The following is a 24,714-nucleotide window of genomic DNA, read 5'->3' as shown; positions in this document are numbered from 1 at the left end:
TTCGTGTGTCAGAGCAGAATTCCGCCCGCGGGGCTGTCCTCGCGGGCGATGGTCGCATACGCCGCGGCCAGCAGCGACGGATCGGGACCCTCCAGGCGGCCCGGCTTGGCCAGACCGTCGAGGACGACGAATCGGACGATGCCCGAGCGGGTCTTCTTGTCGGTTTGCATGGTTTCGAGCAACTGCGGCAGCGCGTCGGCGTCATAGGTGGTCGGCAGGCCGACGCTCTCCAGAATCGCTCGGTGCCGGTCGGCGGTCGCGTCGTCCAGGCGTCCGGCCAGCCGGCCGAGTTCGGCCGCGAAGACGAGGCCGACCGAGACCGCCGCACCGTGGCGCCACCGGTAGCGCTCCCGCCGTTCGATCGCGTGGCCGAGGGTGTGGCCGTAGTTGAGGATCTCGCGCAGGCTCGCCTCCTTGAGATCGGCGGCCACCACGTCGGCCTTCACCTGGATCGCCCGGCGGACCAACTCCGGCAGCACGTCGCCCTTCGGGTCCAGCGCCGCGGCGGGATCGCGTTCGATCAGGTCGAGGATCACCGGGTCGGCGATGAACCCGGCCTTGATGATCTCGGCCATTCCGGCAACGATCTCGTTGGGCGGCACGGTCTCGAGGGTGACCAGATCCACCAGTACGGCCGACGGTTCGTGGAAGCAGCCGACCAGGTTCTTCCCGGCCTCGGTGTTGATTCCGGTCTTGCCCCCGACGGCCGCGTCGACCATCGCGAGCAGTGTGGTCGGCACGTGGACGACCTTCACGCCGCGCATCCAGGTGGCGGCGACGAATCCGGCCAGATCGGTGGCCGCACCGCCGCCGAGGCTTATCACGACGTCCTGACGGGTGAGGCCGATGCGGCCGAGCACCTCCCAGCAGAATCCGGCGACGGGCAGATCCTTCCCCGCCTCGGCATCCGGGATTTCGATGCGATGCGCGTCGAGGGTCTCACCATGCGAGCCGACGGCCTGCTCGGCGAGCGCCTGCCGCACCACCTCGGCGGTCTCGGTCAGCGGCGGCTGATGGAAGATCGCCACCGTCCGCACGCCGGGATGACGGGCGACCTGCTCGACCAGTTCGCCCAGCAGCCCCCGGCCGATGATCACCGGATACGGATCGGCGGTTCGGACCTCGATGCGGGTGGGCTCGCTCATATGTGCTGCTCCGATTCCTCTAGTGCTCGTCGTAGGCGTGCCCGGCGGGCGCGGGCGCGCCGGGACCGGCCGGCCCCGGGCGCCGATTCGTGCGCGGTCTGCGCGGTGTTACCCGCGAAATGGCCGGCGGGCGAGGGTGTTTCATCGGCTCCGGGCGACGGCCGCGTCTCCGGACCGGAGCGGACCGGGCACACCGGTTCCGGATGCGGCGCCGTCGCCGCATGGGGGTTCTGACTCGAGGCGGGAGGGCCGGCGGCACGGGTGGCCGTGCGACGGACCCGTCCCGGTCGTGCATTCGACTGCGCGGCAGCCGGTTTCGCGCCCGCGCCGGCCGCCGCCGATTCGGGTGAGGCCGTGGGACGCTCCGAGGCGGCTCCGATGGGCGGTGTGTCGGTCCGGTTGCGGGAGTGCCGGCGGCCGCCGCGGCGGGACCGCCGGGCTCGGCGGCGGGGCTGGGTTCGGTCCGCCTCGGTCGAATCCGAGTGTGCCGCATCGGTTTCACCGGGCTCGGATGTGGTCCTGGTGGCGCCGTCGGCCGCGGCGCGCGTGCGGCGCCGGCGCCCGCGCGGGCGGGAGCGCCGGGTGCCCGCCGGTTCGGGACTCGGCGGATCCGGTTGCGGCGCCGGTGTTTCGGCCGGTTCGACGCCGAGTTTGGCGAGGATGGCACGGACGACGCGGCCGGGACTGCGGCCGTCGGTGCGAATCCGGATAGAGGCCACCTCGCGATACAGCGGGCGGCGCACGCGCATGAGTTCGCGATATTTCGCGCTCGGATCGTCGCCGTTGAGCAGCGGCCGATTCGTCGACGCCCCGGTCCGGCGCAGTCCCTCGGCCACGCTGATCTCCAGGTACACCACCGTCCGCCCGCGCAGCAACTCCCGGGTCGCCGCGGACAGGATCGCACCGCCGCCGAGGGATACGACGCCGTGTTCGGCGAGGATCGCGCGGCGTACCACGCGCTCCTCGATGCGCCGGAACTCCGGTTCGCCGTCGGTGGCGAAGATCTCGGGGATGCTGCGACCGGTGTCCTGTTCGATCCCGGCGTCGGTGTCGTAGAGCGAGACGCCGAGTTCACGGGCGAGCTTGCGCCCGATGGTGGACTTACCGGCCCCGGGCGGGCCGATGAGGATCACACTGGGCCGGCTGGGGTCGCTGCGGACGATCACGACGGCTGTCCCGGGCGCCGGACCCGGGCGGTGCCGCGCGCGGGATCAGCCATTCATGCCTCCGACGCCACGACGCCCGGGATGTGCGGGCGGGTCTGGATACGCTTCTGGTACGTCGTGAGATTGTCGACGGTCTCGGCGAGGGAATCACCGCCGAACTTCTCCAGCACCGCCTGTGCGACCACGAGCGCGACCATGGCCTCGGCGACCACACCGGCGGCGGGCACCGCGCAGACGTCGGAGCGCTGATGGATGGCGACCGCCTCGTCGCCGGTGGCCATATCCACGGTGGACAGCGCGCGCGGAACGGTGGAGATGGGCTTCATCGCCGCGCGCACACGCAGGGCTTCGCCGTTGGTCATGCCGCCCTCCAGGCCGCCCGCGCGGTTGGTGGAACGCAGCACCCCGTCGGGGCCGGGCCGCATTTCGTCGTGGGCGGCGCTGCCGCGACGCCGCGCGGTCTCGAATCCGTCGCCGACCTCGACACCCTTGATGGCCTGAATCCCCATCAGGGCACCGGCCAAGCGGGAATCCAGACGCTGTTCACCGCTGACGAACGATCCCAGGCCGACCGGCAGGCCGGTGACCACGACCTCGACGACGCCGCCGAGGGTGTCGCCGTCCTTCTTGGCGGCCTCGATCTCGGCGATCATCGCGGCTTCGGCCTCGGGATCGAATGCGCGGACCGGGCTGGCATCCACGGCCTCGAGATCGTCGGCGGTGGGCACGAAACCCGGGCGCGCCGCCGCGGTGCCGATCGAGACCACATGGGAGACGACCTCGACGCCGAGGGCCTGGCGCAGGAACTGCCGTGCCACCGTGCCCGCGGCGACGCGGGCGGCGGTTTCGCGGGCGCTGGCCCGTTCGAGCACGTTGCGGGCGTCGTCGAAGCCGTATTTGAGCATCCCCGAGTAATCGGCGTGGCCGGGACGGGGGCGCGTCAGCGGGGCGTTGCGGGCCAGTTCGGCCAGTTCGGCCTCGTCGACGGGGTCGGCGGCCATGACCTCGGTCCACTTCGGCCATTCGGAATTGGCGATCTCGATCGCGACGGGGCCGCCCATGGTGCGCCCGTGGCGGATACCGCCGATCACGGTGACCTTGTCGGCCTCGAACTTCATTCGCGCGCCGCGGCCGTAGCCCAGTCGTCGCCGCGCCAGTTGGGCGGCGATATCGGCCGAGGTCACCTCGACACCGGCCACCATCCCCTCGACGATGGCGACAAGGGCGGGACCATGAGACTCACCAGCAGTAATCCAGCGCAACACGACCTCCATCTTTCCACGTCACAACGGTTCCCCGGACATCGGTGTCCGCGCGGCTATACCGTGGGCCACAGTGCCGCAACGGTAGCCAGGCACATCGCGGGCCCGTGTGGCAGCGTGATCGGGGCACCCGAGACACCGCGACGACGATCCGAACCTCCTGCCGCGGCGGCCCGTGCCGCGACCAGCGCACCGACTCCGGCCGACGCGGTCAGCAGGGGTGCGCCGATCGCCGCCGACACCCAGCACGACGGCCCGCCCAGCGCCGCGGCCGCGCCGGTGCCGAGCGCCAATTTCACATCTCCGGCCCCGCACGCCGCCGGCTCGATGAGGTGCACCAGCAGATACGGCACGGCGAGCAGCAGCGCGCCGGCGATCGCGACAGCCGCGCGGCCGGTCGATGCCGCCAGCATCGGCATCACCGCCGCACCCGGCAGGGTGAGCACGTCGGGCAGTCGCCCGGTCCGGATGTCGAGCGCGCTGAGCGCAACGCACCAGACGATCAGCGCGAGGTAGGCGGTGGTGGTCATGGCACTCATCCTCGCTCGCGCCGAGGGGCGGCCCGGGCCCGCGAATCCGAAATGTGGACAACCGCAACAGTTGTGAACACGCGATGGGTAACACCCGCTCGCCGCCGGTCGCGGCGTGGGTCGCGGGTGACGGCGTGACGGCGTCGCAATACGACAGCGGTAGCGTGGCAGCCATGTCTGCTGATGACGGTGCCCGGCGTCCCGACCACGCGGCGCGTCGGGCCGGGTTGCGAGACCTGTTGGTGGAGAACGGGGTCGATGCCCTGCTGGTGACCGATCTGGTGAATATCCGGTACCTGACCGGCTTCACCGGCTCCAACGCCGCCCTGCTCGTGCACTCGTGGGACGGCAGCCAGGTGGGCGAGGACGGGGAGCGGACCGTCATCTGCACCGACGGCCGCTACCTGACCCAGGTCGGCGAACAGGTGCCCGACGTGCGCGCCGAGATCGCTCGCGCCAGTGCGCGCCGATTGGTCGAACTGGCCGGGGAATGGCAGATCGGCCGCGTCGGCTTCGAAAGTCACGTCGTGACCGTCGACCAGCACCGCGGCTTCGTCGAGCAGGGCAGTGGCCTCCAATTCGTCCCCGCGCCCGGTCTGGTCGAACAGCTGCGCACGGTCAAGGACGACTACGAGGTGGAGCAGCTGCGGGCGGCGTGCGCGGCTGCCGACGCCGCGCTGGCGACCCTCCTCGAACGAGGAGGGCTGCGCCCGGGCCGCACCGAGCGTCAGGTCGCCCGCGAGCTGGAATGGCTGATGTTCGAGCACGGCGCCGACGCGATCGCCTTCGAGACCATCGTGGCCGCCGGCGCCAATTCCGCAGTGCCCCATCATCGCCCGACCGACGCGGTGCTGTCCGCGGGCGATTTCGTGAAGCTAGATTTCGGCGCGGTGGTCGGCGGCTACCACTCGGATATGACGCGCACCCTGGTGCTGGGCGAGCCGACAGAGTGGCAGCGCGAGATCTATCAGCTCGTATACGAGGCACAACGAGCGGGCCGTGAGGCGCTGAAGCCCGGTGTGTCGTGTGCGGCGGTCGATGCCGCGGCCCGCTCGGTGATCGAGTCCGCCGGCCATGGCGACCTGTTCGTGCACGGGCTCGGACACGGCGTCGGACTGCAGATCCACGAAGCGCCTCCGGTCGCCAAAACCGCGACCGGTACACTTTTGGATGGCGTGGCGGTGACCGTCGAGCCAGGTGTGTATTTCCCCGGCCGCGGCGGAGTTCGCATCGAGGACACGCTCGTGGTTCGTGCGGGGGGTCCCGAGTTGCTCACTCACACCACCAAAGACCTCACCGTGGTCGACTGACCCCGGCTGCCCCACCGGGCCCGGCCTTACGGCCCGGCCTACAGAACGTCGAACAGTACTAACAAGGAGATCCGAGGACAGTGGCGGACACCAGCGACTTCAAGAACGGCCTCGTGCTGAAGATCGACGGTCAGCTCCAGCAGATCGTCGAGTTCCAGCACGTCAAGCCGGGTAAAGGTCCCGCGTTCGTGCGGACCAAGCTGAAGAACGTGCTGTCCGGCAAGGTGGTCGACAAGACGTTCAACGCCGGCGTGAAGGTGGAGACCGCCACCGTGGACCGCCGGGATATGACCTACCTGTACCACGACGGGTCGGACTACATCTTCATGGACGGCGAGACCTTCGACCAGATCGGCATCGACGAGCAGACCATCGGCAAGGGCGCTGGCTTCCTGCTGGAGAACATGACCGTGCAGGTCGCCACCCACGAGGGCGCGCCGCTGTACGTCGAGCTCCCGGTCACGGTCGAACTCGAGGTCACCCACACCGAGCCCGGCCTGCAGGGCGACCGCTCCAGCGCCGGCACCAAGCCCGCGACGCTGGAGACCGGTGCCGAGGTGCAGGTGCCGCTGTTCATCAACGTCGGCGACAAGCTGAAGATCGACTCGCGCGACGGCGGCTATCTGGGCCGGGTCAACGCCTGATCCTCCGGCTTCACCGGCCCGGCGCCGGAACCATGGGCGGCGCGCGCATATCGGCTTCCGGTACTGCTCGCGCCGCCGTCGACACTGCGAACGGGATAATGGTGATCGTGGCTGATCAGCCCGTGGACAAGAAGTCCACCCACAAGAAACTCGGCGCCCGGCACAAGGCCCGCCGGCGGGCCGTGGATCTGCTCTTCGAGGCCGAGGCGCGCGACATCGACCCGGCCGACCTGGTCGCGGAGCGCTTGGACCTGGCCGGTCGCGACGAACAGGTCGCCCCGGTGAATCCCTACACCCGCACCCTGGTCGAAGGCGTCGCCGACGATCTGGATCGCGTCGACGGCACCATCGAGTCCTATCTGCAGGACTGGACCCTGGCCCGGCTGCCCGCGGTGGACCGCGCCATTCTGCGGGTGGCGGTGTGGGAGTTGTTCCACGCCAACGATGTTCCGCCCGTGGTGGCCGTCGACGAGGCCGTCGAGCTGGCGAAGGAACTGTCGACCGACGATTCGCCCGCGTTCGTCAACGGCGTCCTCGGCCGTATCGTGTCACTGGCCGACCAGGTGCGCGCCGCCGCGGCCGCGACCCGCCGCGACACCGGGGCGTGATGATCAAATATCTCGTTCTCGCGATGCGCACCCCGGCCTGGTCCGACGCGGTCATCGAACCGCACCGCGAATGGCTGGACGGCGTGCGCGCACGAGGGCAGCTGGACTGCACCGGCCGCTTCACCGACGGCAGCGGCGGCGCATATCTGGTCCTGGCCGAAGACCTCTCGGCCGCACGGGAATTGGTGTTCACCGATCCCATTCACACCACCGGCGCCTCGGAGCTGACGATCCACGAATGGGAGATCACGGGCTGAGTCGCGTTCGCGACACACGCCCGTCGAATTCGGACAAACCTGCTAAATTCCCCGGACGCCCGCCGGGCCCGCATACTGTTCCGGTCACTTGACCTAGAAAAGGTGGAACGGATGCGGTTCATTTCGGCGACAGCGCGGACGGCGCTGCGTCTCGCCCCGGCGATCGTCGCGGCGGCGACCCTGGCCACGACCGGGTGCTCGGCGGTGGAAAAGGGTGTCGACAAGGGTGTTCAGGTTGCCAAAGATCGCAACAAATCCGATACCGCCCGGGCGAAGGTGGGCGACTGCATCAACGTGATCAACGCCTCGGCCGTCGATTCCGACACCGAACCGGTCGCCTGCACCTCCGACAAGGCCGTCTACAAGGTCGCGCAAGTACACAACGACAAGGTCGATTGCGGCGCCGATTTCACCTCGTACGAGGAAACCCTCAACGGCGGCACACTGGCCTATCTGTGCCTGGCGCCGAATTTCAAAGCCGGGCTGTGCTACGCGGATTCGCCGCTCAGTGGCTACAAGTACGCCGACTGCACCTCCTCGGAGGCGAGTTTCCGTGTCGCCCAGCGCATCGACGGTCACTCCGACGAGACGCTGTGCGGCCCGGAGTCCGACAGCGTGATCACGCTGTCGGATCCGCAGACGACATTCTGTCTGGCGCAACCGAAGTGAGCCGGGTCCCGGGCTCAGGCCGTCTCGGGTCGCAGAACGATCGTGCCGAAGGTCGTGCGTTCGTCGACCCGTCGATGGGCCTCGGCCGCATCCGCCAGCGGTAGCACGCTGTCGATCAGCACGGTGAGGTCACCGGCGGCGGCGAGTTCGAATGCCGCCGCCCGCTTCGCCGCCACCCCGGCCAGCCACTGCGGTCCGGAGCATCCGGTGAAGGTGAGCCCGCGCATGATCAGATCCATGGTCGTGACCTGAGCGGGGGCTCCGGACAGCCAGCCGTAGCCGAGCATCCGGCCCCGCAGCGGGGTCATGAGATCGAGGACGGCCGCGGCGCTCTCGCCGCCGATCGAGTCGAATACCACGTCGACAGTGGTGTTTCCGAGGCGTTCGCCGAGGTGCCGTGGCCAGTCCGGATCGCGGTGGTCGACGACGGTGTGCGCGCCGAGTTCACGGGCACGCTCGGTTTTGGCCGCCCCGCCGGCGGTGGCGATGATGTGCGCGGCGCCGGATCGGGCCGCCAACTGGGTGAGGTAACCGCCGATGCCGGTGGCCGCGGCCTCGATCAGCACGGTTTCGGTGCCGGTGAGTGCCGCGGCCTCCAGCAGGGCGAGGGCCACCGATCCGCTCATCGCGACCGCCGCGGCGGCATCGCCGGCCAGTCCGTCCGGGATGCGGACCGCGGAGTCGGCGGGGGCGCACATCCATTCGGCGTAACTGCCGAAGTCGTTGCGCGCCACCAGGACCCGTTGCCCTTTCCATTCCGGGTCGACGTCGTCGGCGACGGCGGTGACGACGCCGACCGCCTGGGTCCCGAAGACCGCCGGGGTCGGCGTCGGTGTCGGGAACATGCCCGAACGCAACATCGTCTCCGGATACAGCACCGGGACCGCCTCCACCCGGATCAGCACCTCGCCGGGCTGGGGGCTGGGCTCGTCCACGTCGCGCGCGACGAGGACCTCCGGTCCGCCGACCTCGGTCATTACGATTGCCTGCATATCGACCTCATAACTTGACTAACGGTCCAGATATTTCGTCAGGAAGAATATGGACCGTCGGTCAAGTTTGTCAACGGAACTGGAGTACACAGTGGCGCAGCAGCGCAGAGAACGAGCCGATGCGGCGCGCAACCGTCGCGCGATCCTCGATGCGACTCGGGCGCTGCTGGCCGAGGGTGGGGCCGAGGCGGTGACCATGGACCGGGTGGCCGCCGCGGCGGGAGTCGGCAAGGGCACGGTGTTTCATCGTTTCGGCTCGCGCGCGGGACTGTTGCACGCGATGGTCGCCGAACCGGCCGAAACACTACGGGCGGCGATCGCCGACGGCCCGCCGCCGCTGGGCCCGGGCGCGCCGGCGGGGGAGCGGCTGCTCGCCTTCTTCGATGCGATGGCCACGATGGTCGCCGACAACGTCGAACTGATGGTCGCGGCCTACCGCAGTGTGCCCCCGCATCCGCGCACGTCCGAATTCCATGCCACCTGGGCCGAGCACATCACGAAGCTGCTGACCGAGGCGCGTCCGGACCTCGACGCCGAGGCGGTCGGCCACCTGCTGTTCGGCATGCTGGGCAGCGATTACGCCCTCGCGGCGGTGCGCGAGGGCGAGAGCGAGAGATTGCGAGCGGCCGTGCGGCAGGTGGTGCTCGCCGTGGTCAGCCCATGAGCAGAACGCCGCCCACGGCACCCGCGGTCGCGACCACCGCGAGCGCCAGCCCGGTGCAGACGAACCGCACCGGCGGCACCCGGACCGCGTGCGAGCGGCAGAACTCCAGGCACAGCAGCGTGGCCAGCGAGGCCCACGGGGTGGCTATCGCTCCCACATTCGTGCCGATCAGCAACGACAGCAACTGGTTTCGGTGCTCGGGCGGTATCACCGCCTCACCGGCGGTGTAGGCGGGCAGGTTGTTGACGATATTCGACAGGCCGAGACCCGCACCGGCCGCGCGATAGGCCCCGGCCGTACCGGAATCGGTGCCGATGAGCGCCGCCATCAGATCCGAGAGGCCGTAACGCCCCAGGGTCGGGATGACCAGGAACAGTCCGATCACGAAGATCAGCAGCTGCCACGGGATCAGCGACGGCCGCAGCGCGCCGCGGTCGAATACGGCGCATCCGGCGATCGCGAGGATCGCCGCGGCGAGTGCGGCGTAGCCGATGTGGTCGCCGACGAAGGGAATCGCCAGGACGAACAGCGCGCAGGCACCCCCGGCCGTAGCGAACAGCGCCCGATCCCGGGTGTTGCGCAGCCGGATCGGAGCCGGCGCCATGTAGCGATCGGTGCCGCGGCGGCCGCGTCGCCAGTACCAGATCCACAGCGCCGCCATGGTCGCGATGAGCGAGATCAGTTGGGGCAGCCACATTCTGGCCGCGAAACCGGTGGCATCGAGGCCGATCCGGTCGGCGGCGAGCAGATTGGTGAGGTTGGACACGGGGAGCAGCAGGCTCGCGGTATTGGCCAGCCACAACGTGGTCATGGCCAGCGGCAGCGGCGGAATGCGCGCGGGTCCGGCCAGGGCCAGCATGACCGGTGTCAGCAGGACCGCGGTGGTGTCGAGGTTGAGCACCATCGTCGTCACGGCCGCGAAACCGACGCAGAGCACGAACAGCGCCGGATAGTGTCCCCGCCCGGCGATCGCGATCCGATGGGCGATGACGTCGAAAACCTGTGCGCGCCGGGCCAGGTGGGCCAGCACGATCACGCTGCCGAGAAACAACAGCAGCGGTCCGATCCGGCGCATATTCGCCTCGGCGTCGGCACGCGGCAGCCATCCGGTCAGTACGCATAGTATTCCGGCCGCGAGTACGGCCATGCGGATCCAGTCCAGCAGACGCGGTGCGGCGGCCTCCTCCGGCTCGGACTCGTGCGCGCTGCGCTCGCGTGCCACCGGTTCGGACATCGGGCCATCATCGCACCGCGGCGCACGCCGGCGCGTGCCGGACCGTTCGCATCCGCCGGGCAGGTTCACTCCGCGGGGGTGGCGACCCAACCGGCCACGATCGCCAGTCCGGTGGGACGGTGGACGCCGAGGAAGCCGAAGGGCCGGTCGAAGTTCACCGCGATCATCAGGGCATCGGCCGGCGCCGGTGGCATGCCGGTGGGTTCCGTCAGCACCGCGGTGACGGCCGCGGCCGCGAAACCGTAGGCAGTGAATCGGGCACAGACGTCCTGGGCTGCCGCGGTCACCCGTAGCGGGACCGGAGACAGCCCGGGGAACGGGTTGTCCGTCGCGGTGGTCGCCGCGCTCAGGCCGAACAGTTCCGGCTCGCGCAGCAGGTCGTGGGTGGATCGAACGTCGAAGGGCGGCACCTGGATTCGGAGGGTGTCCGATACGGCGGTCACGGTCCGGACCTCGAGCCCCGGAGCAGTGGTGCCCGGTCCGGGCCGGTGTGTCTCCACCGCTCCGTCGAGGGCCCCCAACCCTGCCGCCAGTACCACCGCAGCGGTGGCACCCTCCTCGCCGAGCAACAGGTGCACATCCAGATCGGATGCGCCACGCACCACCACGCGCGAAACGGGTGTGCCGGCCATCAGCACGGCGGCGTCGCCGAGGTCGGTGCTGTAGCGCGCGAGGGCGGGCCCGCGGTGGCCTCGCCACGGGCCGCTCGTCGGTTCCAGCACATCGGCGTGAAAGCTCTGCCGCCACGCGGTGCGGGCGACGACGGCGGTGGCCAGCGCGACTGCCGTCGCCGCGCCGATCCGGACCGGGAAGCGATCGATCAGTCCGTCGGTATGGTGACGCGCCCAATCGTCCAGTCCGTGCTGTCCGCGCAGCGCGGCGATCGTTCCCGGCGGCAGTGTGTGGATCCACTCGTCGCGCAGGGCGATATCGTCGCGCACCCACACTCCGAGTGCGGCGCGCACGGATTCGGCGGACTCGATGCGGCGCAGCAGGGTGATCGCAGCGTCGTGGGCGGATGCGGCGGGAATGCCTGCCGCCGCGGTGAGTTCGCCGCGGGCTGGTTCGCCGGCGGTCGCGGCCAGTAGTGCGAGCAGCGGCCAGATTCCGCATCCGGACAGGACGAAGTCGCCGGAACCCGCTGCGGCACACCACTTTCCGGTGAGAGTGTTGGCGGCGGCCACATCGGGCGCGAGGCTCGGCTGCATGGGCGAAAGCCTACCGACGGGCACCGACAGCGGTGCGCCCCTGCCGGGGTGTACGTGGGCGGCAGGGGCGCGTCCGGATCCTGGTGACCCGGGCGATCGGCCGGAACCGATCTGCCGAGAAGTCTGGTTCCTCAACCGCACTCGAGGTCCAGGCCCCGGGGCGTGGTCTGCGTCACGTCGGCGGAAACCGTGGCCGAAACTACGTCTTCGTGGCCGAAGGTGTTGGGGTGTCACGGCCGGGATGTGTCATCCTTCCGAGGCGGAACGGCCCGCGAGAGCTCCAGGAGGTAGCGATGACTGGTGCCGGTACGGCCCGTCTGGCGGAACTTCGCGCGGGTCGCACAACCCCGGAGCAGGCGTGGCAGCTGTACGACAGCCTGCCCGAGGTCGCGGTCACCGAGATCCTTATCGGCCGATGGACCGGCGACGAACTGGACACCGGACATCCGTGGGCCGGTGTGCTGGTCGCATCCGGATGGTACGGAAAGCGATTCGACTCCGCCGATGACGTGCAGCCGCTGCTGTTCGCCGGGCCGGACGGCCGGGTGTTTCCGGTCGACCCCCGCCGGGTGCCGCTGCGGCTGGCCGGAACCGTGCCGCCGGCGGGATTCCGAGCCGTGCGGCGCATGCTGCCGGCGTTGCGCCCGCTGCTGCGAACCCGAACCGCACGTGCGCGCCTGCGCGAGATCGAATTCCGCGGCAAGGTGAGCGCGGCCATGATCTACGACCACCTGCCCATCGTCGACATCTTCCGCCGGGTCGACGAGCACACCCTGCTCGGTGTGATGGATATGCGCGGGCTGAGCGACCCCTACTTCTTCATCCTGCGCCGCGACCGCTCCTGACCGCTCAGTCGTCCCCGGCGGCGAGGATCACGTCGAAGCGGGCGTCGGCGGTGTCGAGCTGCTCGAGAATGTGCTGCTTGACATGTGGTGCCAGCGGTGTGTCCGGGCGGGTGATCAGGTCGCGGTAGACCGCGGTGAGCGGCTGATATTTGGTGGCGAGCTTCGACATCACGGCCTGTTCGTCGGCGTAGAGGATGCCGACGCCGTTGTCGGTGAAATCGGAGATCTTCACCACCCGGGCCCACGGATCGCGGTCCAGGCTCGCGGCGACGTGGTCGCGGTATCGGATGTGGCGGTCCTCGTCCGAGTCGTGAGCCGGGTTGGTCACCGCCGCAACGAGTTTCGAGACGCGCTCACCGAACCGCTGGGTCAGCACCGCGAGTGCTGCCGCTGAGGTGTCCTCGTCCGGCTCCTGCTCGCCGCGGAGGGCGACGAGGTCGGCGGCATGATCCTCGACGGCATCGTGCAGGAGACCGGCGAGTACCAGATCGGTGTCGTGTACCTCGTAGTGGCTCACGATGCGGATCGCCACCCGCAGCAGATGATTCAGATACGGCTCGCGGCCGTAGGTGTCGTCGCGATGCAGGTCGGCCACGAATGCGAGTGCCGCGTCGACCCGTTCGGGATCGGGCAGTTTGCGCTGCGACTCCAGCAGCAGTCGTTGCCGCAGCCCTTCCTCGCCGTGCACATCGCTGAGTGTGTGCAACGGCATGGCCGCCAGAATTCCCGCCCCGATGGACTCCATCCGCCCAATCTAGCGGGCCGTGGTGACAATCCGCCGCCGTCGCAGGTGTCAGCGAACCCCGCGCGGGCGGAATTGAATGCTGATCCGCGGACCCACGGGCCGCCGGGTCTTCGGCACCGCATGCTCCCAGGTGCGCTGGCAGGAGCCACCCATCACGAGAAGATCGCCGTGCCCCACGTGAAAGCGAATGCTCGCCCCACCGCCGCGCGGACGCAGCAGCAGGGCCCGCGGCGCGCCGATCGACAGAATCGCGACCATGGTGTCGTGCGTGGAACCGCGGCCGATGGTGTCACCGTGCCAGGCCACGCTGTCCTCACCGTCGCGGTAGTAGCACAGACCGGCCGTGCGGAACGGTTCGCCCAGTTCCGGGGCGTAGTGCCTGCTCAGCGCCGCGCGGGCGTCCTCCAGGATCGGATCCGGCCAGGTCTCGTTCTCGCCGTAATGCCGCAGCAGTCGCGGGACGTCCACGACGCGGTCGTACATCGGGCGGCGGTCGGCTCGCCACGGGACGCGAGTGACCAGCCGTTCGAACAGTTCGTCGGCACCGCGCAACCACCCCGGGAGCAGGTCGACCCATGCGCCCTCGGTCAGCCGAGTGCGGCGCACGCCGTCCAACGGCCCCAGTTCGATGGCGCCGAAGCCGTCGAACAGCGATCTCTGCAGCGGTGTCGACATGCGTTCGAATCTACGTTCTATCGAACATATGTTCAAGCGTCGGGGTGTGCCCGTGTTCGGGGTCGATCCGGGCGGCTCCGATCAGCTCAGGTGCGCGCGCACGAAATCGACCACCGCGTCGGAGAATTCGTCGTTGACATCGCTGGCCGCGGTGTGGGCGGCACCGGTGATCTCGACGTATTCCATCTGCGGCACCAGCGCGCGGAAGTCGGCCACGCCCTGTTCGCTGACCACGTCCGACAGCCGTCCGCGCACCAGCAGGACCGGGATCTCGAGCGCGCGGGCGGCATCCTCGAGGTCGCTGGTCTGCAACTCGATGTCCTCGGGCCGGCTCGATATCATCGCCGGATCCCAATGCCAGTACCAGCGCCCGTCCTCGCGTAACCGCAGATTGCGCCGCAGGCCCTCCGGGTTGCGGGGCCGGCGGCGGTGCGGAAGGTATTCGGCCACCGCGTCGGCGGCTTCCTCGAGGGAGGCGAAGCCCTCGGGATGGCCGCCGAGGAAGTTCATGACCCGTTCCACGCCCTTGTGCTCCGGGCGTGGCACGACGTCGACCAGGACGAGTCCGGCGATGCGCTCGCGGCCGGGGCGGGCGGTCGCCAGTAGTGCGGTCAATCCGCCCATGCTCGCGCCGACCACGATGGCGGGCCGGTCGAGTTCGGCGAGAATGCCCAGCAGATCGGCGGTCATCGCCGCGCGCGAGTAGTCGCCGTCCGGCGCCCAGTCGCTCTCGCCGTGCCCGCGAGCGTCCAGCAGGACGGCGTGCATCCCCACCTTCGCCAGCGCGGCGCCCGATTCCTTCCACGAGTGCCGGGTCTGGCCGCCGCCGTGCAGGAAGACCGCCAGCGGGCCGTCGGCCGGCCCCCAGCTCTCCCCGGCCAAGGCGATGCCGCCGTGGCCGCGAAAGGTGATCCTGTGGGGCTCGGTGAAGTCGGCTTCGTTGCTCACCCTTCGAGCATCCCACATCCGGTTTACGCTGTATGAAACAGTCCCGGCCAATGGTGGTGCGGTGTGGCTGATGTGTCGGCATAGCCGCAGGTGGCGGGGCTCACAGCGGGACCCCCGCCGTCGGGTGGGCGAGACGGCGCTGCTACGCTCAGGCATCGAAAAGACATCCTTTAACGGACCGTCCGGTGAGGCGGGGAAGGAGGTCGGCATGGCCGTGCCCGAAGAGCGCGGCGGCCGCGTCGCGCCCGAAGAACGGGCCGCCAGGTCGAGCGCTGCCGAATATTCGCAGCGGCACGACCCCGAGTGGGTCCGCGCCGGGCGCGAGCTGTTGTCCGCCTCCGATGTCGGCCGGACCATCGCGCGCATGGCGCATCAGATCATCGAGAAGACCGCGCTGGATTCGTCGGATTCCGAGGCGCCCCGGGTGGTGCTGATCGGCATCCCCACCCGCGGCACCACCCTCGCCGCGCGGCTGACCGATCGGATCGAGGAATTCTCCGGCGTGCGTCCCGCGCTCGGTTCACTCGACATCACGCTGTATCGCGACGATCTGCGCAACCGGCCGCATCGCCCGCTGGAGCGGACCTCGGTCCCCGAGGGCGGTATAGACGACGCGCTGGTCGTTCTCGTCGACGATGTGCTGTTCTCCGGTCGCAGCGTGCGCTCGGCGCTGGACGGTCTGCGCGATCTGGGCCGCCCGCGCGCGGTGCAGCTGGCGGTCCTGGTCGATCGCGGCCATCGCGAACTGCCCATCCGCGCGGACTACGTCGGCAAGAACGTGCCCACCTCGCGCAGTGAGGACGTCTCCGTGCTGCTCAGCGAACACGACGGTCACGACGGCGTCTATCTGCACCAGGGGGACGAGCGGTGAGGCATCTGCTCTCGGTCACCGACCTCGACCGCACCACCGCCACCGAACTGCTCGACGACGCCCAGCGCTTCGAACAGGCGCTGCTCGGCCGCGAGGTCCGCAAACTGCCCACCCTGCGCGGCCGCACCGTGATGACGGTGTTCTTCGAGAACTCCACCCGCACCCGGGTCTCGTTCGAGGTCGCCGGCAAATGGATGAGCGCCGACGTGATCAACGTGAGCGCCTCGAGCTCCTCGGTGTCGAAGGGTGAATCGCTGCGCGACACGGCGCTGACCCTGCATGCCGCGGGCGCCGACGCGCTGATCGTGCGGCATCCCGCCTCCGGGGCGGCCCATCAGATCGCGCGCTGGTTCGGCGAACTGGACGCCGGTTCGGGCGGCTACACCGGCACCGGGCCCGCGATCGTCAATGCCGGTGACGGCACCCACGAACATCCCACCCAGGCCCTGCTGGACGCGCTGACGCTGCGGCAGCGACTGGGTGAGCTGGCCGGCAAGCGCATCGTGATCGTGGGCGACATCCTGCACAGCCGCGTCGCGCGCTCCAACGCCTTCCTGCTCGACACTCTCGGCGCCGAAGTGGTGCTGGTCGCGCCGCGCACCCTGCTGCCGGTCGGGGTCGAGCAGTGGCCGGTGCAGGTCTCGCATTCGCTCGACGCGGCGCTGCCCGGCGCCGACGCGGTGATGATGCTGCGCGTGCAGGCCGAGCGGATGAACGGCGGCTTCTTCCCGTCGGCCCGCGAATACTCCATCGCCTACGGACTCAACGAGCGGCGCATGGCGCTGCTGGACAACGACGCGGTCGTACTGCACCCGGGCCCGATGCTGCGCGGTATGGAAATCGCGTCGGCGGTGGCCGATTCCCCCAAAGCCGCTGTGCTGCAACAGGTCACCAACGGTGTGCACATGCGCATGGCGGTGCTGTTCCGCCTGCTGGTCGGCGCGGGGGAGGCCGTCGCATGAGCGGGACAGGGCCGGAGGCGGCAGCCTGCGTAACCCCGCAGGATCCCGCTCGTGCGCATCGGCGCCGCACGAGCATCAGCATGAGCTTCGACGTGAAAGGTGAGGGCGCGTGAGCGATCTGGTTATCCGGGGCGCACGGCCCTACGGCGAAGGCGAGCCGGTCGACGTGCTGGTGCGTGACGGCGTGATCGTCGCGCTCGGCGCACGATCCGGTGCGGCCGTCGACGGCGTCGAGGTCGCCGCCGATGCCGAGGTGCTGGAGGCCGGCGGCCGGATCCTGCTCCCCGGCTTCGTCGACCTGCACACCCACCTGCGCGAACCCGGCCGCGAGGACACCGAGACCATCGAAAGCGGTTCGGCCGCAGCGGCATTGGGCGGCTACACCGCGGTGTTCGCGATGGCCAACACCAACCCCGTGGCCGATACCTCGGTCGTGACCGATCACGTGTGGCGGCGCGGGCAGGAGGTCGGACTGGTCGATGTGCATCCGGTCGGCGCGGTGACGGTCGGTCTGGCCGGCAAGCAACTGGCCGAGATGGGCACCATGGCAGCGGGCGAGGGCCGGGTGCGGATCTTCTCCGACGACGGGCACTGCGTCTACGACCCGCTGATCATGCGCCGCGCCCTCGAGTACGCGAAGTCGCTCGACGTACTGATCGCCCAGCACGCCGAGGAACCGCGGCTCACCCAGGGCGCCGTCGCGCACGAGGGCCCGAACGCCGCCCGGCTGGGTCTGGCCGGCTGGCCGCGCGCGGCCGAGGAGTCGATCGTGGCTCGCGACGCGCTGCTGGCCCGCGACGCCGGAGCCCGGGTGCACATCTGCCACGCATCCACCGCCGGAACCGTCGAACTGGTGAAATGGGCCAAGGCGCAAGGCATTTCGATCACCGCCGAGGTCACCCCGCATCATCTGCTGCTCGACGATTCGCGGCTCGAGACCTACGACGCGGTGAACAAGGTCAATCCGCCGCTGCGCGAGGCCTCCGACGCCCAGGCGCTGCGCAAGGCCCTGGCCGACGGAGTGATCGACTGCGTGGCCACCGACCACGCCCCGCACGCCGAGCAGGAGAAGTGCTGCGAGTTCGCCGCCGCCCGCCCCGGCATGCTGGGGCTGGAGACCGCGCTGTCGATCATCGTCGAGACCCTGGTGGCTCCGGGGCTGCTCGACTGGCGCGGGGTGGCGAAGGTGATGAGCGAGAACCCGGCCCGCATCGCCGGGCTCGACGATCAGGGCCGCCCGATCGCGGTCGGTGAGCCGGCCAACCTGACCCTGATCGACCCGGACGCGTCGTGGACGGTGCGGGCGCGGGAGCTGGCGAGCATTTCGGACAACACGCCGTACGAGGCGATGACCCTGCCCGCCAAGGTCGCCGCCACGACGCTGCGCGGGCGGATCACCGCCCGCGACGGAGTGGTGACGACCGCCCTGGCGGGGAGAGTGGGGCGATAATGGAGCGAACACTGTGGGTGATCGGGCTGGCGGCCCTGTTCGTCCTGTTCCTGTGGTTGATGTATCGCTCCTGGCTCGTGCGGGCCCGCAAGCAGGCCTCCTCGGTCGGGGAGCTGCCCACGGTGCCGGCGGATCTGGGCGCGCAGGTGCTCGAGCCGACGACCGGGCTGTACACGGGGACCACGCTGGCTCCGAGCTGGCAGAACCGCATCGTGGTCGGGGATCTGGGTTTCCGGGCCACGGCGGAGCTGACCCGCTTCGAACGCGGGATCCTGCTGGAACGCGACGGCGCGGGGGTGATCTGGATTCCGCAGGAGTCCATCACCGCAGTCCGCACCGAACGCGGCCACGCGGGCAAGGTGATGACCGACAATGGTGTGCTGGTTATTCGCTGGAAGCTGCCGACGGGAACCGAAGTCGATACCGGGTTCCGCGGCGACGACAAGACGGTGTATCCGGCCTGGACGGCCATATCCGCGACGGGACAGACCGGCGCGGCGACGGGAGACGAATAAACGTGAAGGCTGGATTTCTGGTGAACGAGGTGAGCGAATGAGCGACCGCGCCGCGGTGATGGTGCTCGAGGACGGACGGGTGTTCCGGGGCCGGCGGTTCGGCGCCGAGGGCGAGACGCTGGGCGAGGCGGTGTTCTGCACCGCGATGACCGGCTATCAGGAGACCCTGACCGACCCCAGCTACCACCGCCAGATCGTGGTGGCCACCGCCCCGCAGATCGGCAACACCGGCTGGAACGACGAGGACGACGAGTCGAACCGGATCTGGGTGGCCGGGTACGCGGTGCGCGACCCCGCCAAGCGGGCCTCGAACTGGCGCGCCACCACCACCCTGCAGGACGAGCTGGAACGCCAGCACATCGTCGGCATCGCCGGCATCGACACCCGCGCGCTGGTGCGCCACCTGCGCACCCGCGGGTCGATGAAGGCGGGCATCTTCAGCGGTGACGCCGCCGCGGCCTCGACCGAGGAGTTGCTGAGCCGGGTCACCGGTCAGGCCTCGATGCTCGGCGCCGACCTGGCCGGCGAGGTGTCCACCGACGGCGTCTACACCATCGAGCCCGCCGGTGAGCACCGGTTCACCGTGGTCGCGGTGGACCTGGGTATCAAGACCAACACCCCGCGCATGTTCGCCGAGCGCGGTATCCGGGTGCACGTGGTGCCCTCCGGCGTCACGCTCGACCAGATCAAGGAGCTGAAGCCCGACGGCGTCTTCCTGTCCAACGGCCCCGGCGACCCGGCCACCCAGGACGATGCGGTCGAGCTGACCAAATCGGTTCTGGGCGAAGGGCTTCCGTTGTTCGGAATCTGCTTCGGCAACCAGATCCTGGGCCGCGCGCTGGGCTTGGGCACGTACAAGATGAAGTTCGGCCACCGCGGCATCAACGTCCCGGTGATCGACCACGCCACCGGGGCGGTCTCGATCACCGCGCAGAACCACGGCTTCGCGCTCGAGGGCGAGGCCGGACAGCGGTTCGACACCCCGTTCGGCACCGCCGAGGTCAGCCACACCTGCGCCAACGACGGCACCGTCGAAGGGGTGCGCCTGGTGGACGGTCGCGCGTTCTCGGTGCAGTACCACCCGGAGGCCGCCGCGGGGCCGCACGACGCCGCCTACCTGTTCGACCGCTTCGCGGGTCTCATGGAGGAACGATGAGTCACCATGCGCAGCCCACTCGTCGTACCGACCGGGTGCGGGTGTCCCGCAAGACACAGAAGGAAGCCTGATGCCACGTCGTAACGACCTGCACCACATCCTGGTCATCGGCTCCGGGCCGATCGTCATCGGCCAGGCCTGCGAATTCGACTACTCCGGCACCCAGGCGTGCCGGGTGCTGCGGTCCGAGGGCCTGCGCGTGTCGCTGGTGAACTCCAACCCGGCCACGATCATGACCGACCCGGAATTCGCCGACTCCACCTACGTCGAGCCGATCACCCCGGAATTCGTCGAGAAGGTCATCGCCAAGGAGCGTCCCGACGCCATCCTCGCGACCCTGGGCGGCCAGACCGCGCTCAACACCGCGGTGGCGCTGCACGAGAACGGGGTGCTGGAGAAGTACAACGTCGAATTGATCGGCGCCGACTTCGAGGCCATTCAGCGCGGCGAGGACCGGCAGAAGTTCAAGGACATCGTCGCCAAGGTCGGCGGCGAGTCGGCCCGGTCCAAGGTGTGCTACACCATGGACGAGGTGCGCGAAACCGTCGCGGAGCTGGGCTTCCCGGTGGTCGTGCGGCCGTCGTTCACGATGGGCGGCCTGGGGTCGGGCATGGCCTACAACGACGAGGATCTCGACCGCATCGCCGGCGGCGGTCTGGCCGCCTCGCCGACGGCCAACGTCCTCATCGAGGAATCGATCCTCGGCTGGAAGGAATACGAACTCGAGCTGATGCGCGACGGCCGCGACAACGTGGTCATCGTCTGCTCGATCGAGAACGTGGACCCGATGGGCGTGCACACCGGCGATTCGGTGACCGTCGCCCCGGCCATGACCCTCACCGACCGCGAGTATCAGAAGATGCGCGATCTGGGTATCGCGATTCTGCGCGAGGTCGGTGTCGACACCGGCGGTTGCAACATCCAGTTCGCGGTGGATCCGCGCGACGGCCGCCTGATCGTCATCGAGATGAACCCGCGCGTCTCGCGTTCGTCCGCGCTGGCCTCCAAGGCGACGGGTTTCCCGATCGCCAAGATCGCGGCGAAGCTGGCCATCGGCTACACGCTCGACGAGATCGTCAACGACATCACCAAGGAAACCCCGGCCTGTTTCGAGCCCACGCTCGACTACGTGGTCGTGAAGGCGCCGCGGTTCGCGTTCGAGAAGTTCCCGGGCGCCGACCCGACGCTCACCACCACCATGAAATCGGTCGGCGAGGCGATGAGCCTGGGCCGCAACTTCTCCGAGGCGCTCGGCAAGGTGCTGCGTTCGCTCGAGACCAAGGCGGCCGGGTTCTGGACTCAGCCCGACGGCCGCTGGACCGACGTCGCCGAGATCCTCGACGATCTGCGCGTGCCGACCGAGGGTCGGCTCTACCAGGTGGAGCGGGCGCTGCGGCTGGGCGCGAGCATCGAGGACGTCGCGCAGGCCTCGGGAATCGACCCGTGGTTCGTCGCCGAGATCGCCGGACTGGTCGACCTGCGTGCCGAGATCGCCCAGGCGCCGGTGCTGGACGAGTCGCTGCTGCGCTACGCCAAGCACAACGGGCTGTCCGATCGCCAGATCGCCGTGCTGCGACCGGAACTGGCCGGTGAGAACGGGGTGCGCGAACTGCGCCACCGTCTCGGCATCCGGCCGGTGTACAAGACGGTCGACACCTGTGCGGCCGAATTCGAGGCCAAGACGCCGTACCACTACTCGAGCTACGAACTCGATCCGGCCGCCGAGTCGGAGGTGGCGCCGCAGCCCGAGCGCGAGAAGGTGATCATCCTCGGCTCGGGGCCCAACCGCATCGGCCAGGGCATCGAATTCGACTACTCCTGTGTGCACGCCGCGCAGACGCTGTCGCAGGCCGGGTACGAGACGGTCATGGTCAACTGCAACCCCGAGACCGTCTCCACCGACTACGACACCGCCGACCGCCTCTACTTCGAGCCGCTGACCTTCGAGGACGTGCTCGAGGTGTACCACTCCGAATCGGAGTCGGGCCGGGTCGCCGGGGTGATCGTGCAGCTCGGCGGGCAGACGCCGCTGGGTCTGGCGCAGCGGCTCACCGACGCCGGGGTGCCGGTGGTCGGCACCTCCGCGGCGGCGATCGACCTGGCCGAGGATCGCGGCGAATTCGGCGACGTCCTGGTCGCCGCCGGTCTGCCCGCGCCGAAGTACGGCACCGCCACCACGTTCGAGCAGGCCAAGCAGATCGCGGCCGAGATCGGTTATCCGGTGCTGGTTCGCCCGTCGTATGTGCTGGGCGGGCGCGGTATGGAGATCGTCTACGACGAGAACTCGCTCGAGGGCTACATCTCGCGCGCCACCGAACTCAGCCCCGAACATCCGGTGCTGGTCGACCGCTTCCTGGAAGACGCCATCGAGATCGACGTCGACGCGCTCTGCGACGGCGAGGAGGTCTACCTCGGCGGCGTGATGGAGCACATCGAGGAGGCCGGTATCCACTCCGGTGACTCGGCGTGCGCGCTGCCGCCGATCACCTTGGGCCGCAGCGATATCGAGGCGGTCCGCCGCTCGACCGCCGCACTGGCCAAGGGTATCGGCGTCAAGGGCCTGCTGAATGTGCAGTACGCGCTCAAGGACGACGTGCTCTACGTGCTCGAGGCCAATCCGCGCGCCAGCCGGACCGTGCCGTTCGTCTCCAAGGCGACCGGCGTGCAGCTGGCCAAGGCCGCCGCGCGCGTCATGCTGGGCACGAGCATCGCCGAATTGCGCAAGGAGGGCATCCTGCCCGCCGAGGGCGACGGCGGTCACGCGCCGATGGACGCCCCGGTCGCGGTGAAGGAAGCGGTGCTGCCCTTCCACCGGTTCCGGCGTCCGGACGGCACCGGCATCGATTCGCTGCTGTCGCCGGAGATGAAATCCACCGGTGAGGTGATGGGTATCGACGCCGATTTCGGTACCGCCTTCGCCAAGAGCCAGTCCGCGGCCTACGGTTCGCTGCCGGTCGCGGGCACGGTGTTCGTCTCGATCGCCAACCGCGACAAGCGGGCCATGGTGTTCCCGGTCAAGCGGCTGCACGATCTGGGCTTCCGGATCCTGGCCACCGACGGCACCGCGGAAATGTTGCGGCGCAACGGGATTCCGTGTGAGCGGGTGCGCAAGCAGTCCGATCCGGTCCCGGCGTCGACCAACGGCGATCCGATCGAACCCTCGATCGTCGATCAGATCAAGGACGGCGAGATCGACATCGTGTTCAACACGCCTTACGGTAACTCCGGGCCCCGCGTGGACGGTTACGAGATTCGTACCGCCGCGGTGGGCGCCAACATTCCGTGCATCACGACGGTTCAGGGTGCGGCTGCAGCCGTACAGGGCATCGAAGCAACCATCAACGGCGGTATCGGGGTGCGCTCGCTGCAGGAGCTGCACGCCGTATTGCGCGGCTAAGAGGAGAGATAACGGTGGGAGCCATCGGTTTCGGCGCGGGAGTCCGGCCCCCGGGGGCCGGTCGGGCGACGACTCGGCGGATTCGCGGATTCGGCGCGGCGGAGGCCGCGCCGCCCGGCGGCGGTGACATCCGCCGGATGCGCAACGTCGGCGGCTACAGCACGGTCGGTTTCCGGGCGATCCCGCCGATCGGCCGCAAGCCGGCGCCCGACGCCGAGGCCGAGGCCGACGCGCTCACCGACGCGGTGCTCGCCCGCGCGGACGAGGTTCTCGCCCAGGCCGACGAGCTGCTCGCCCACGCCGGTGAGGAGGCCTACGCCGAATCCGGGGCCGCCGGTGGGCAGACGCCGCCCGCCCATGCCGGGGACGAACTGGCGGGCGCCGGGGCGAGCCGGTGACGCCGTTCGGCCCGCGGCTGGCCGACGCGATGGGCCGGCTGGGCCCGCTGTGCGCCGGCATCGACCCCCATCCGCAGTTGCTGCGTGCCTGGGGGCTCGGCGAGGACGTCGAGGGCCTGAAACGGTTCTCCGACATCTGCGTCGAGGTGTTCGCGGGCCGGGTGGCGCTGGTGAAACCACAGGTGGCGTTCTTCGAGGAGTACGGCTCCGGCGGCATCGTGGTGCTCGAGGACACCATCGCCGCGCTGCGCGCCGCCGGCACATTGGTGCTGGCCGATGCCAAGCGCGGCGATATCGGCTCCACCATGGCCGCCTACGCCCGGGCCTGGCTGGGTGACGGTCCGCTGGCCAGTGATGCGGTGACTGTATCGCCGTACCTCGGCTTCGGTGCGCTGTCGCCCGCCCTGGACGCCGCGCGCTCGGCCGGTCGCGGGGTCTTCGTGCTGGCGGCGACCTCGAATCCGGAGGCGCACCAGGTGCAGCGCGTCACCGCGGCCGACGGTCGCAGTGTCGCGCAGATTATGATCGACGAGGCCGCCGGCTGCAACGCCGGGGCGGAATTCGGATCGGTCGGCGTCGTGGTCGGCGCGACCCTCACCGAACCCGTCGACGTGAGCAAACTCAACGGTCCCGTCCTGATGCCCGGCGTCGGGGCGCAGGGCGGGGGAGCGGAGTCGATCCGCGCCCTGATCCCGTCCGACCGGTTCGCCGCGGTGGTGCCCAACGTCTCGCGGGAACTGCTCGAGACCGGACCTTCGGTCGCGGCGATGCGTACCAAGATGCACAAGCTCGCCGACGAATTCGCCTTTCTACAGGCCTGATCCACTCCGCCCGGGGCGGCGTGTCGTCGCGCCCGGGCGGAATTCGCTCCATCCACGACGCGTCGCCCGCGCCGGAACCGGCTACCTTCCGGAAATGCGACCGGTCTGTTTTCGGTTGCGGCCCGTTCGCGCGCAGACGCGCTCGTTCCCGGGTGGAAGTTACACGCGCGTGTTTTTCCGGCTCAGCGGCCCTTCCGGGGTGTGTTACGGGCCCGTTCCGCGCATCGCCGAGCGGTGCCGGA

24 protein-coding genes and 1 pseudogene are annotated in these 24,714 nt (G+C 69.7%); 15 read left to right on the top strand and 10 right to left on the bottom strand.

The genetic code is table 11. From position 1 onward, the window contains the following. Window positions 1-8: 8 nt before the first annotated feature. From aroB to NA3_RS12565, 4 genes and pseudogenes are all read right to left on the bottom strand, one after another. Entirely contained in the window at window positions 9-1,145 is a 1,137-nt protein-coding gene (gene aroB, locus NA3_RS12580) for a 3-dehydroquinate synthase (protein WP_062963781.1), read from the bottom strand. 647 nt (window positions 1,146-1,792) lie between these two features. Then, window positions 1,793-2,308, bottom strand: a pseudogene (locus NA3_RS38565) (shikimate kinase); the annotation flags it as partial. 56 nt (window positions 2,309-2,364) lie between these two features. Next, window positions 2,365-3,585: a chorismate synthase gene (aroC, locus tag NA3_RS12570; RefSeq protein ID WP_084491506.1), complete on the bottom strand. Its 1,221-nt coding sequence runs from the start codon at window positions 3,583-3,585 to the stop codon at window positions 2,365-2,367. A 44-nt stretch (window positions 3,586-3,629) separates the two neighbouring features. Then, window positions 3,630-4,103, bottom strand: a complete 474-nt coding sequence (locus NA3_RS12565; protein ID WP_062963779.1) for a prepilin peptidase — start codon at window positions 4,101-4,103, stop codon at window positions 3,630-3,632. A gap of 173 nt (window positions 4,104-4,276) precedes the next feature. Here NA3_RS12565 and NA3_RS12560 point away from each other — a divergent pair, with 173 nt between their 5' ends. From NA3_RS12560 to NA3_RS12540, 5 genes are all read left to right on the top strand, one after another. Next, window positions 4,277-5,413 carry a M24 family metallopeptidase gene (locus NA3_RS12560; protein WP_062964011.1) on the top strand — a complete coding sequence of 379 codons (1,137 nt, stop codon included), beginning with the start codon at window positions 4,277-4,279 and terminating at the stop codon, window positions 5,411-5,413. A gap of 80 nt (window positions 5,414-5,493) precedes the next feature. Further along, window positions 5,494-6,057 (top strand): elongation factor P, encoded by a 564-nt coding sequence (gene efp / locus NA3_RS12555; RefSeq protein ID WP_030513974.1) that lies wholly within the window; start codon window positions 5,494-5,496, stop codon window positions 6,055-6,057. Between the two features lie 98 nt (window positions 6,058-6,155). Then, window positions 6,156-6,665, top strand: a complete 510-nt coding sequence (gene nusB / locus NA3_RS12550) for a transcription antitermination factor NusB (protein ID WP_062963778.1) — start codon at window positions 6,156-6,158, stop codon at window positions 6,663-6,665. Further along, window positions 6,665-6,922, top strand: a complete 258-nt coding sequence (locus NA3_RS12545; RefSeq protein ID WP_062964010.1) for a YciI family protein — start codon at window positions 6,665-6,667, stop codon at window positions 6,920-6,922. The genes nusB and NA3_RS12545 overlap by 1 nt, the downstream gene beginning before the upstream one ends. 111 nt (window positions 6,923-7,033) lie before the next feature. After that, the gene (locus NA3_RS12540) at window positions 7,034-7,591 is read left to right on the top strand and encodes an LppU/SCO3897 family protein (protein WP_063917487.1); all 558 of its coding nucleotides are present in this window, start codon (window positions 7,034-7,036) and stop codon (window positions 7,589-7,591) included. A gap of 14 nt (window positions 7,592-7,605) precedes the next feature. Here NA3_RS12540 and NA3_RS12535 read toward each other — a convergent pair whose 3' ends face one another. Next, entirely contained in the window at window positions 7,606-8,583 is a 978-nt protein-coding gene (locus NA3_RS12535) for a quinone oxidoreductase family protein (protein ID WP_062963777.1), read from the bottom strand. A gap of 67 nt (window positions 8,584-8,650) precedes the next feature. On the opposite strand from NA3_RS12535, the gene NA3_RS12530 reads away from it, so the two are divergent. Beyond that, complete coding sequence (locus NA3_RS12530) at window positions 8,651-9,247, top strand: TetR/AcrR family transcriptional regulator (RefSeq protein WP_233427293.1); 597 nt, start codon at window positions 8,651-8,653, stop codon at window positions 9,245-9,247. Here NA3_RS12530 and NA3_RS12525 read toward each other — a convergent pair. Continuing rightward, window positions 9,237-10,481 carry an ArsB/NhaD family transporter gene (locus NA3_RS12525; RefSeq protein WP_062964008.1) on the bottom strand — a complete coding sequence of 415 codons (1,245 nt, stop codon included), beginning with the start codon at window positions 10,479-10,481 and terminating at the stop codon, window positions 9,237-9,239. The two genes, NA3_RS12530 and NA3_RS12525, sit on opposite strands and share 11 nt — an antisense overlap. Before the next feature lie 65 nt (window positions 10,482-10,546). After that, window positions 10,547-11,689 carry a serpin family protein gene (locus NA3_RS12520; RefSeq protein WP_062963775.1) on the bottom strand — a complete coding sequence of 381 codons (1,143 nt, stop codon included), beginning with the start codon at window positions 11,687-11,689 and terminating at the stop codon, window positions 10,547-10,549. A gap of 293 nt (window positions 11,690-11,982) precedes the next feature. Between NA3_RS12520 and NA3_RS12515 the strand changes: the two genes are divergently transcribed. Beyond that, window positions 11,983-12,534, top strand: coding sequence for a DUF4334 domain-containing protein (locus tag NA3_RS12515; RefSeq protein ID WP_062963774.1), 552 nt, complete (start codon window positions 11,983-11,985; stop codon window positions 12,532-12,534). A gap of 4 nt (window positions 12,535-12,538) precedes the next feature. Here the strand turns inward: NA3_RS12515 and NA3_RS12510 are convergent, their stop codons facing one another. The 3 genes from NA3_RS12510 to NA3_RS12500 all read right to left on the bottom strand — a co-directional run bounded on the left by NA3_RS12510 (window position 12,539) and on the right by NA3_RS12500 (window position 14,902). Next, a complete protein-coding gene (locus NA3_RS12510; RefSeq protein ID WP_062963773.1) occupies window positions 12,539-13,279 on the bottom strand; it encodes an HD domain-containing protein in 741 nt (246 codons plus the stop codon). 48 nt (window positions 13,280-13,327) lie between these two features. Further along, the gene (locus tag NA3_RS12505; protein ID WP_062963772.1) at window positions 13,328-13,954 is read right to left on the bottom strand and encodes an alpha-ketoglutarate-dependent dioxygenase AlkB; all 627 of its coding nucleotides are present in this window, start codon (window positions 13,952-13,954) and stop codon (window positions 13,328-13,330) included. 81 nt (window positions 13,955-14,035) lie between these two features. Further along, window positions 14,036-14,902, bottom strand: coding sequence for an alpha/beta fold hydrolase (locus tag NA3_RS12500; RefSeq protein ID WP_227995122.1), 867 nt, complete (start codon window positions 14,900-14,902; stop codon window positions 14,036-14,038). A gap of 208 nt (window positions 14,903-15,110) precedes the next feature. Here NA3_RS12500 and pyrR point away from each other — a divergent pair, with 208 nt between their 5' ends. The 8 genes from pyrR to pyrF all read left to right on the top strand — a co-directional run bounded on the left by pyrR (window position 15,111) and on the right by pyrF (window position 24,472). Next, entirely contained in the window at window positions 15,111-15,773 is a 663-nt protein-coding gene (gene pyrR, locus NA3_RS12495; protein WP_084491505.1) for a bifunctional pyr operon transcriptional regulator/uracil phosphoribosyltransferase PyrR, read from the top strand. Then, entirely contained in the window at window positions 15,770-16,735 is a 966-nt protein-coding gene (locus NA3_RS12490) for an aspartate carbamoyltransferase catalytic subunit (RefSeq protein WP_039779188.1), read from the top strand. Before pyrR ends, NA3_RS12490 begins: the two co-directional genes overlap by 4 nt. A gap of 109 nt (window positions 16,736-16,844) precedes the next feature. After that, window positions 16,845-18,185, top strand: coding sequence for a dihydroorotase (locus tag NA3_RS12485; RefSeq protein ID WP_062963770.1), 1,341 nt, complete (start codon window positions 16,845-16,847; stop codon window positions 18,183-18,185). After that, window positions 18,185-18,700, top strand: a complete 516-nt coding sequence (locus tag NA3_RS12480) for a PH-like domain-containing protein (protein WP_062963769.1) — start codon at window positions 18,185-18,187, stop codon at window positions 18,698-18,700. Before NA3_RS12485 ends, NA3_RS12480 begins: the two co-directional genes overlap by 1 nt. Before the next feature lie 37 nt (window positions 18,701-18,737). Next, window positions 18,738-19,856 (top strand): glutamine-hydrolyzing carbamoyl-phosphate synthase small subunit, encoded by a 1,119-nt coding sequence (gene carA, locus NA3_RS12475; RefSeq protein WP_062963768.1) that lies wholly within the window; start codon window positions 18,738-18,740, stop codon window positions 19,854-19,856. A gap of 70 nt (window positions 19,857-19,926) precedes the next feature. Then, on the top strand, window positions 19,927-23,253 hold the full coding sequence (carB, locus tag NA3_RS12470; protein WP_062963767.1) for a carbamoyl-phosphate synthase large subunit: 3,327 nt from the start codon (window positions 19,927-19,929) through the stop codon (window positions 23,251-23,253). Window positions 23,254-23,267: 14 nt separating this feature from the next. Then, the gene (locus tag NA3_RS12465) at window positions 23,268-23,651 is read left to right on the top strand and encodes a hypothetical protein (protein WP_062963766.1); all 384 of its coding nucleotides are present in this window, start codon (window positions 23,268-23,270) and stop codon (window positions 23,649-23,651) included. Continuing rightward, entirely contained in the window at window positions 23,648-24,472 is an 825-nt protein-coding gene (pyrF, locus tag NA3_RS12460; protein ID WP_062963765.1) for an orotidine-5'-phosphate decarboxylase, read from the top strand. The genes NA3_RS12465 and pyrF overlap by 4 nt, the downstream gene beginning before the upstream one ends. The last annotated feature ends 242 nt before the right edge of the window (window positions 24,473-24,714 follow it).

This window comes from Nocardia africana NBRC 100379 (assembly GCF_001612635.1).
Lineage (GTDB): Bacteria > Actinomycetota > Actinomycetes > Mycobacteriales > Mycobacteriaceae > Nocardia > Nocardia africana.
Note: the sequence above shows the minus strand (reverse complement) of the source record. Positions and strands in the feature narration are given on the sequence as shown.

Bases quoted from the DNA above. Each gene is read 5' to 3' on its own strand.
- aroB (WP_062963781.1), bottom strand. From the start codon at position 1,145: ATGAGCGAGCCCACCCGCATCGAGGTCCGAACCGCCGATCCGTATCCG.
- aroC (WP_084491506.1), bottom strand. From the start codon at position 3,585: ATGGAGGTCGTGTTGCGCTGGATTACTGCTGGTGAGTCTCATGGTCCC.
- NA3_RS12565 (WP_062963779.1), bottom strand. From the start codon at position 4,103: ATGACCACCACCGCCTACCTCGCGCTGATCGTCTGGTGCGTTGCGCTC.
- NA3_RS12560 (WP_062964011.1), top strand. From the start codon at position 4,277: ATGTCTGCTGATGACGGTGCCCGGCGTCCCGACCACGCGGCGCGTCGG.
- nusB (WP_062963778.1), top strand. From the start codon at position 6,156: ATGGTGATCGTGGCTGATCAGCCCGTGGACAAGAAGTCCACCCACAAG.
- NA3_RS12545 (WP_062964010.1), top strand. From the start codon at position 6,665: ATGATCAAATATCTCGTTCTCGCGATGCGCACCCCGGCCTGGTCCGAC.
- NA3_RS12540 (WP_063917487.1), top strand. From the start codon at position 7,034: ATGCGGTTCATTTCGGCGACAGCGCGGACGGCGCTGCGTCTCGCCCCG.
- NA3_RS12535 (WP_062963777.1), bottom strand. From the start codon at position 8,583: ATGCAGGCAATCGTAATGACCGAGGTCGGCGGACCGGAGGTCCTCGTC.
- NA3_RS12525 (WP_062964008.1), bottom strand. From the start codon at position 10,481: ATGTCCGAACCGGTGGCACGCGAGCGCAGCGCGCACGAGTCCGAGCCG.
- NA3_RS12520 (WP_062963775.1), bottom strand. From the start codon at position 11,689: ATGCAGCCGAGCCTCGCGCCCGATGTGGCCGCCGCCAACACTCTCACC.
- NA3_RS12515 (WP_062963774.1), top strand. From the start codon at position 11,983: ATGACTGGTGCCGGTACGGCCCGTCTGGCGGAACTTCGCGCGGGTCGC.
- NA3_RS12510 (WP_062963773.1), bottom strand. From the start codon at position 13,279: ATGGAGTCCATCGGGGCGGGAATTCTGGCGGCCATGCCGTTGCACACA.
- NA3_RS12505 (WP_062963772.1), bottom strand. From the start codon at position 13,954: ATGTCGACACCGCTGCAGAGATCGCTGTTCGACGGCTTCGGCGCCATC.
- pyrR (WP_084491505.1), top strand. From the start codon at position 15,111: ATGGCCGTGCCCGAAGAGCGCGGCGGCCGCGTCGCGCCCGAAGAACGG.
- NA3_RS12480 (WP_062963769.1), top strand. From the start codon at position 18,185: ATGGAGCGAACACTGTGGGTGATCGGGCTGGCGGCCCTGTTCGTCCTG.
- carA (WP_062963768.1), top strand. From the start codon at position 18,738: ATGAGCGACCGCGCCGCGGTGATGGTGCTCGAGGACGGACGGGTGTTC.
- carB (WP_062963767.1), top strand. From the start codon at position 19,927: ATGCCACGTCGTAACGACCTGCACCACATCCTGGTCATCGGCTCCGGG.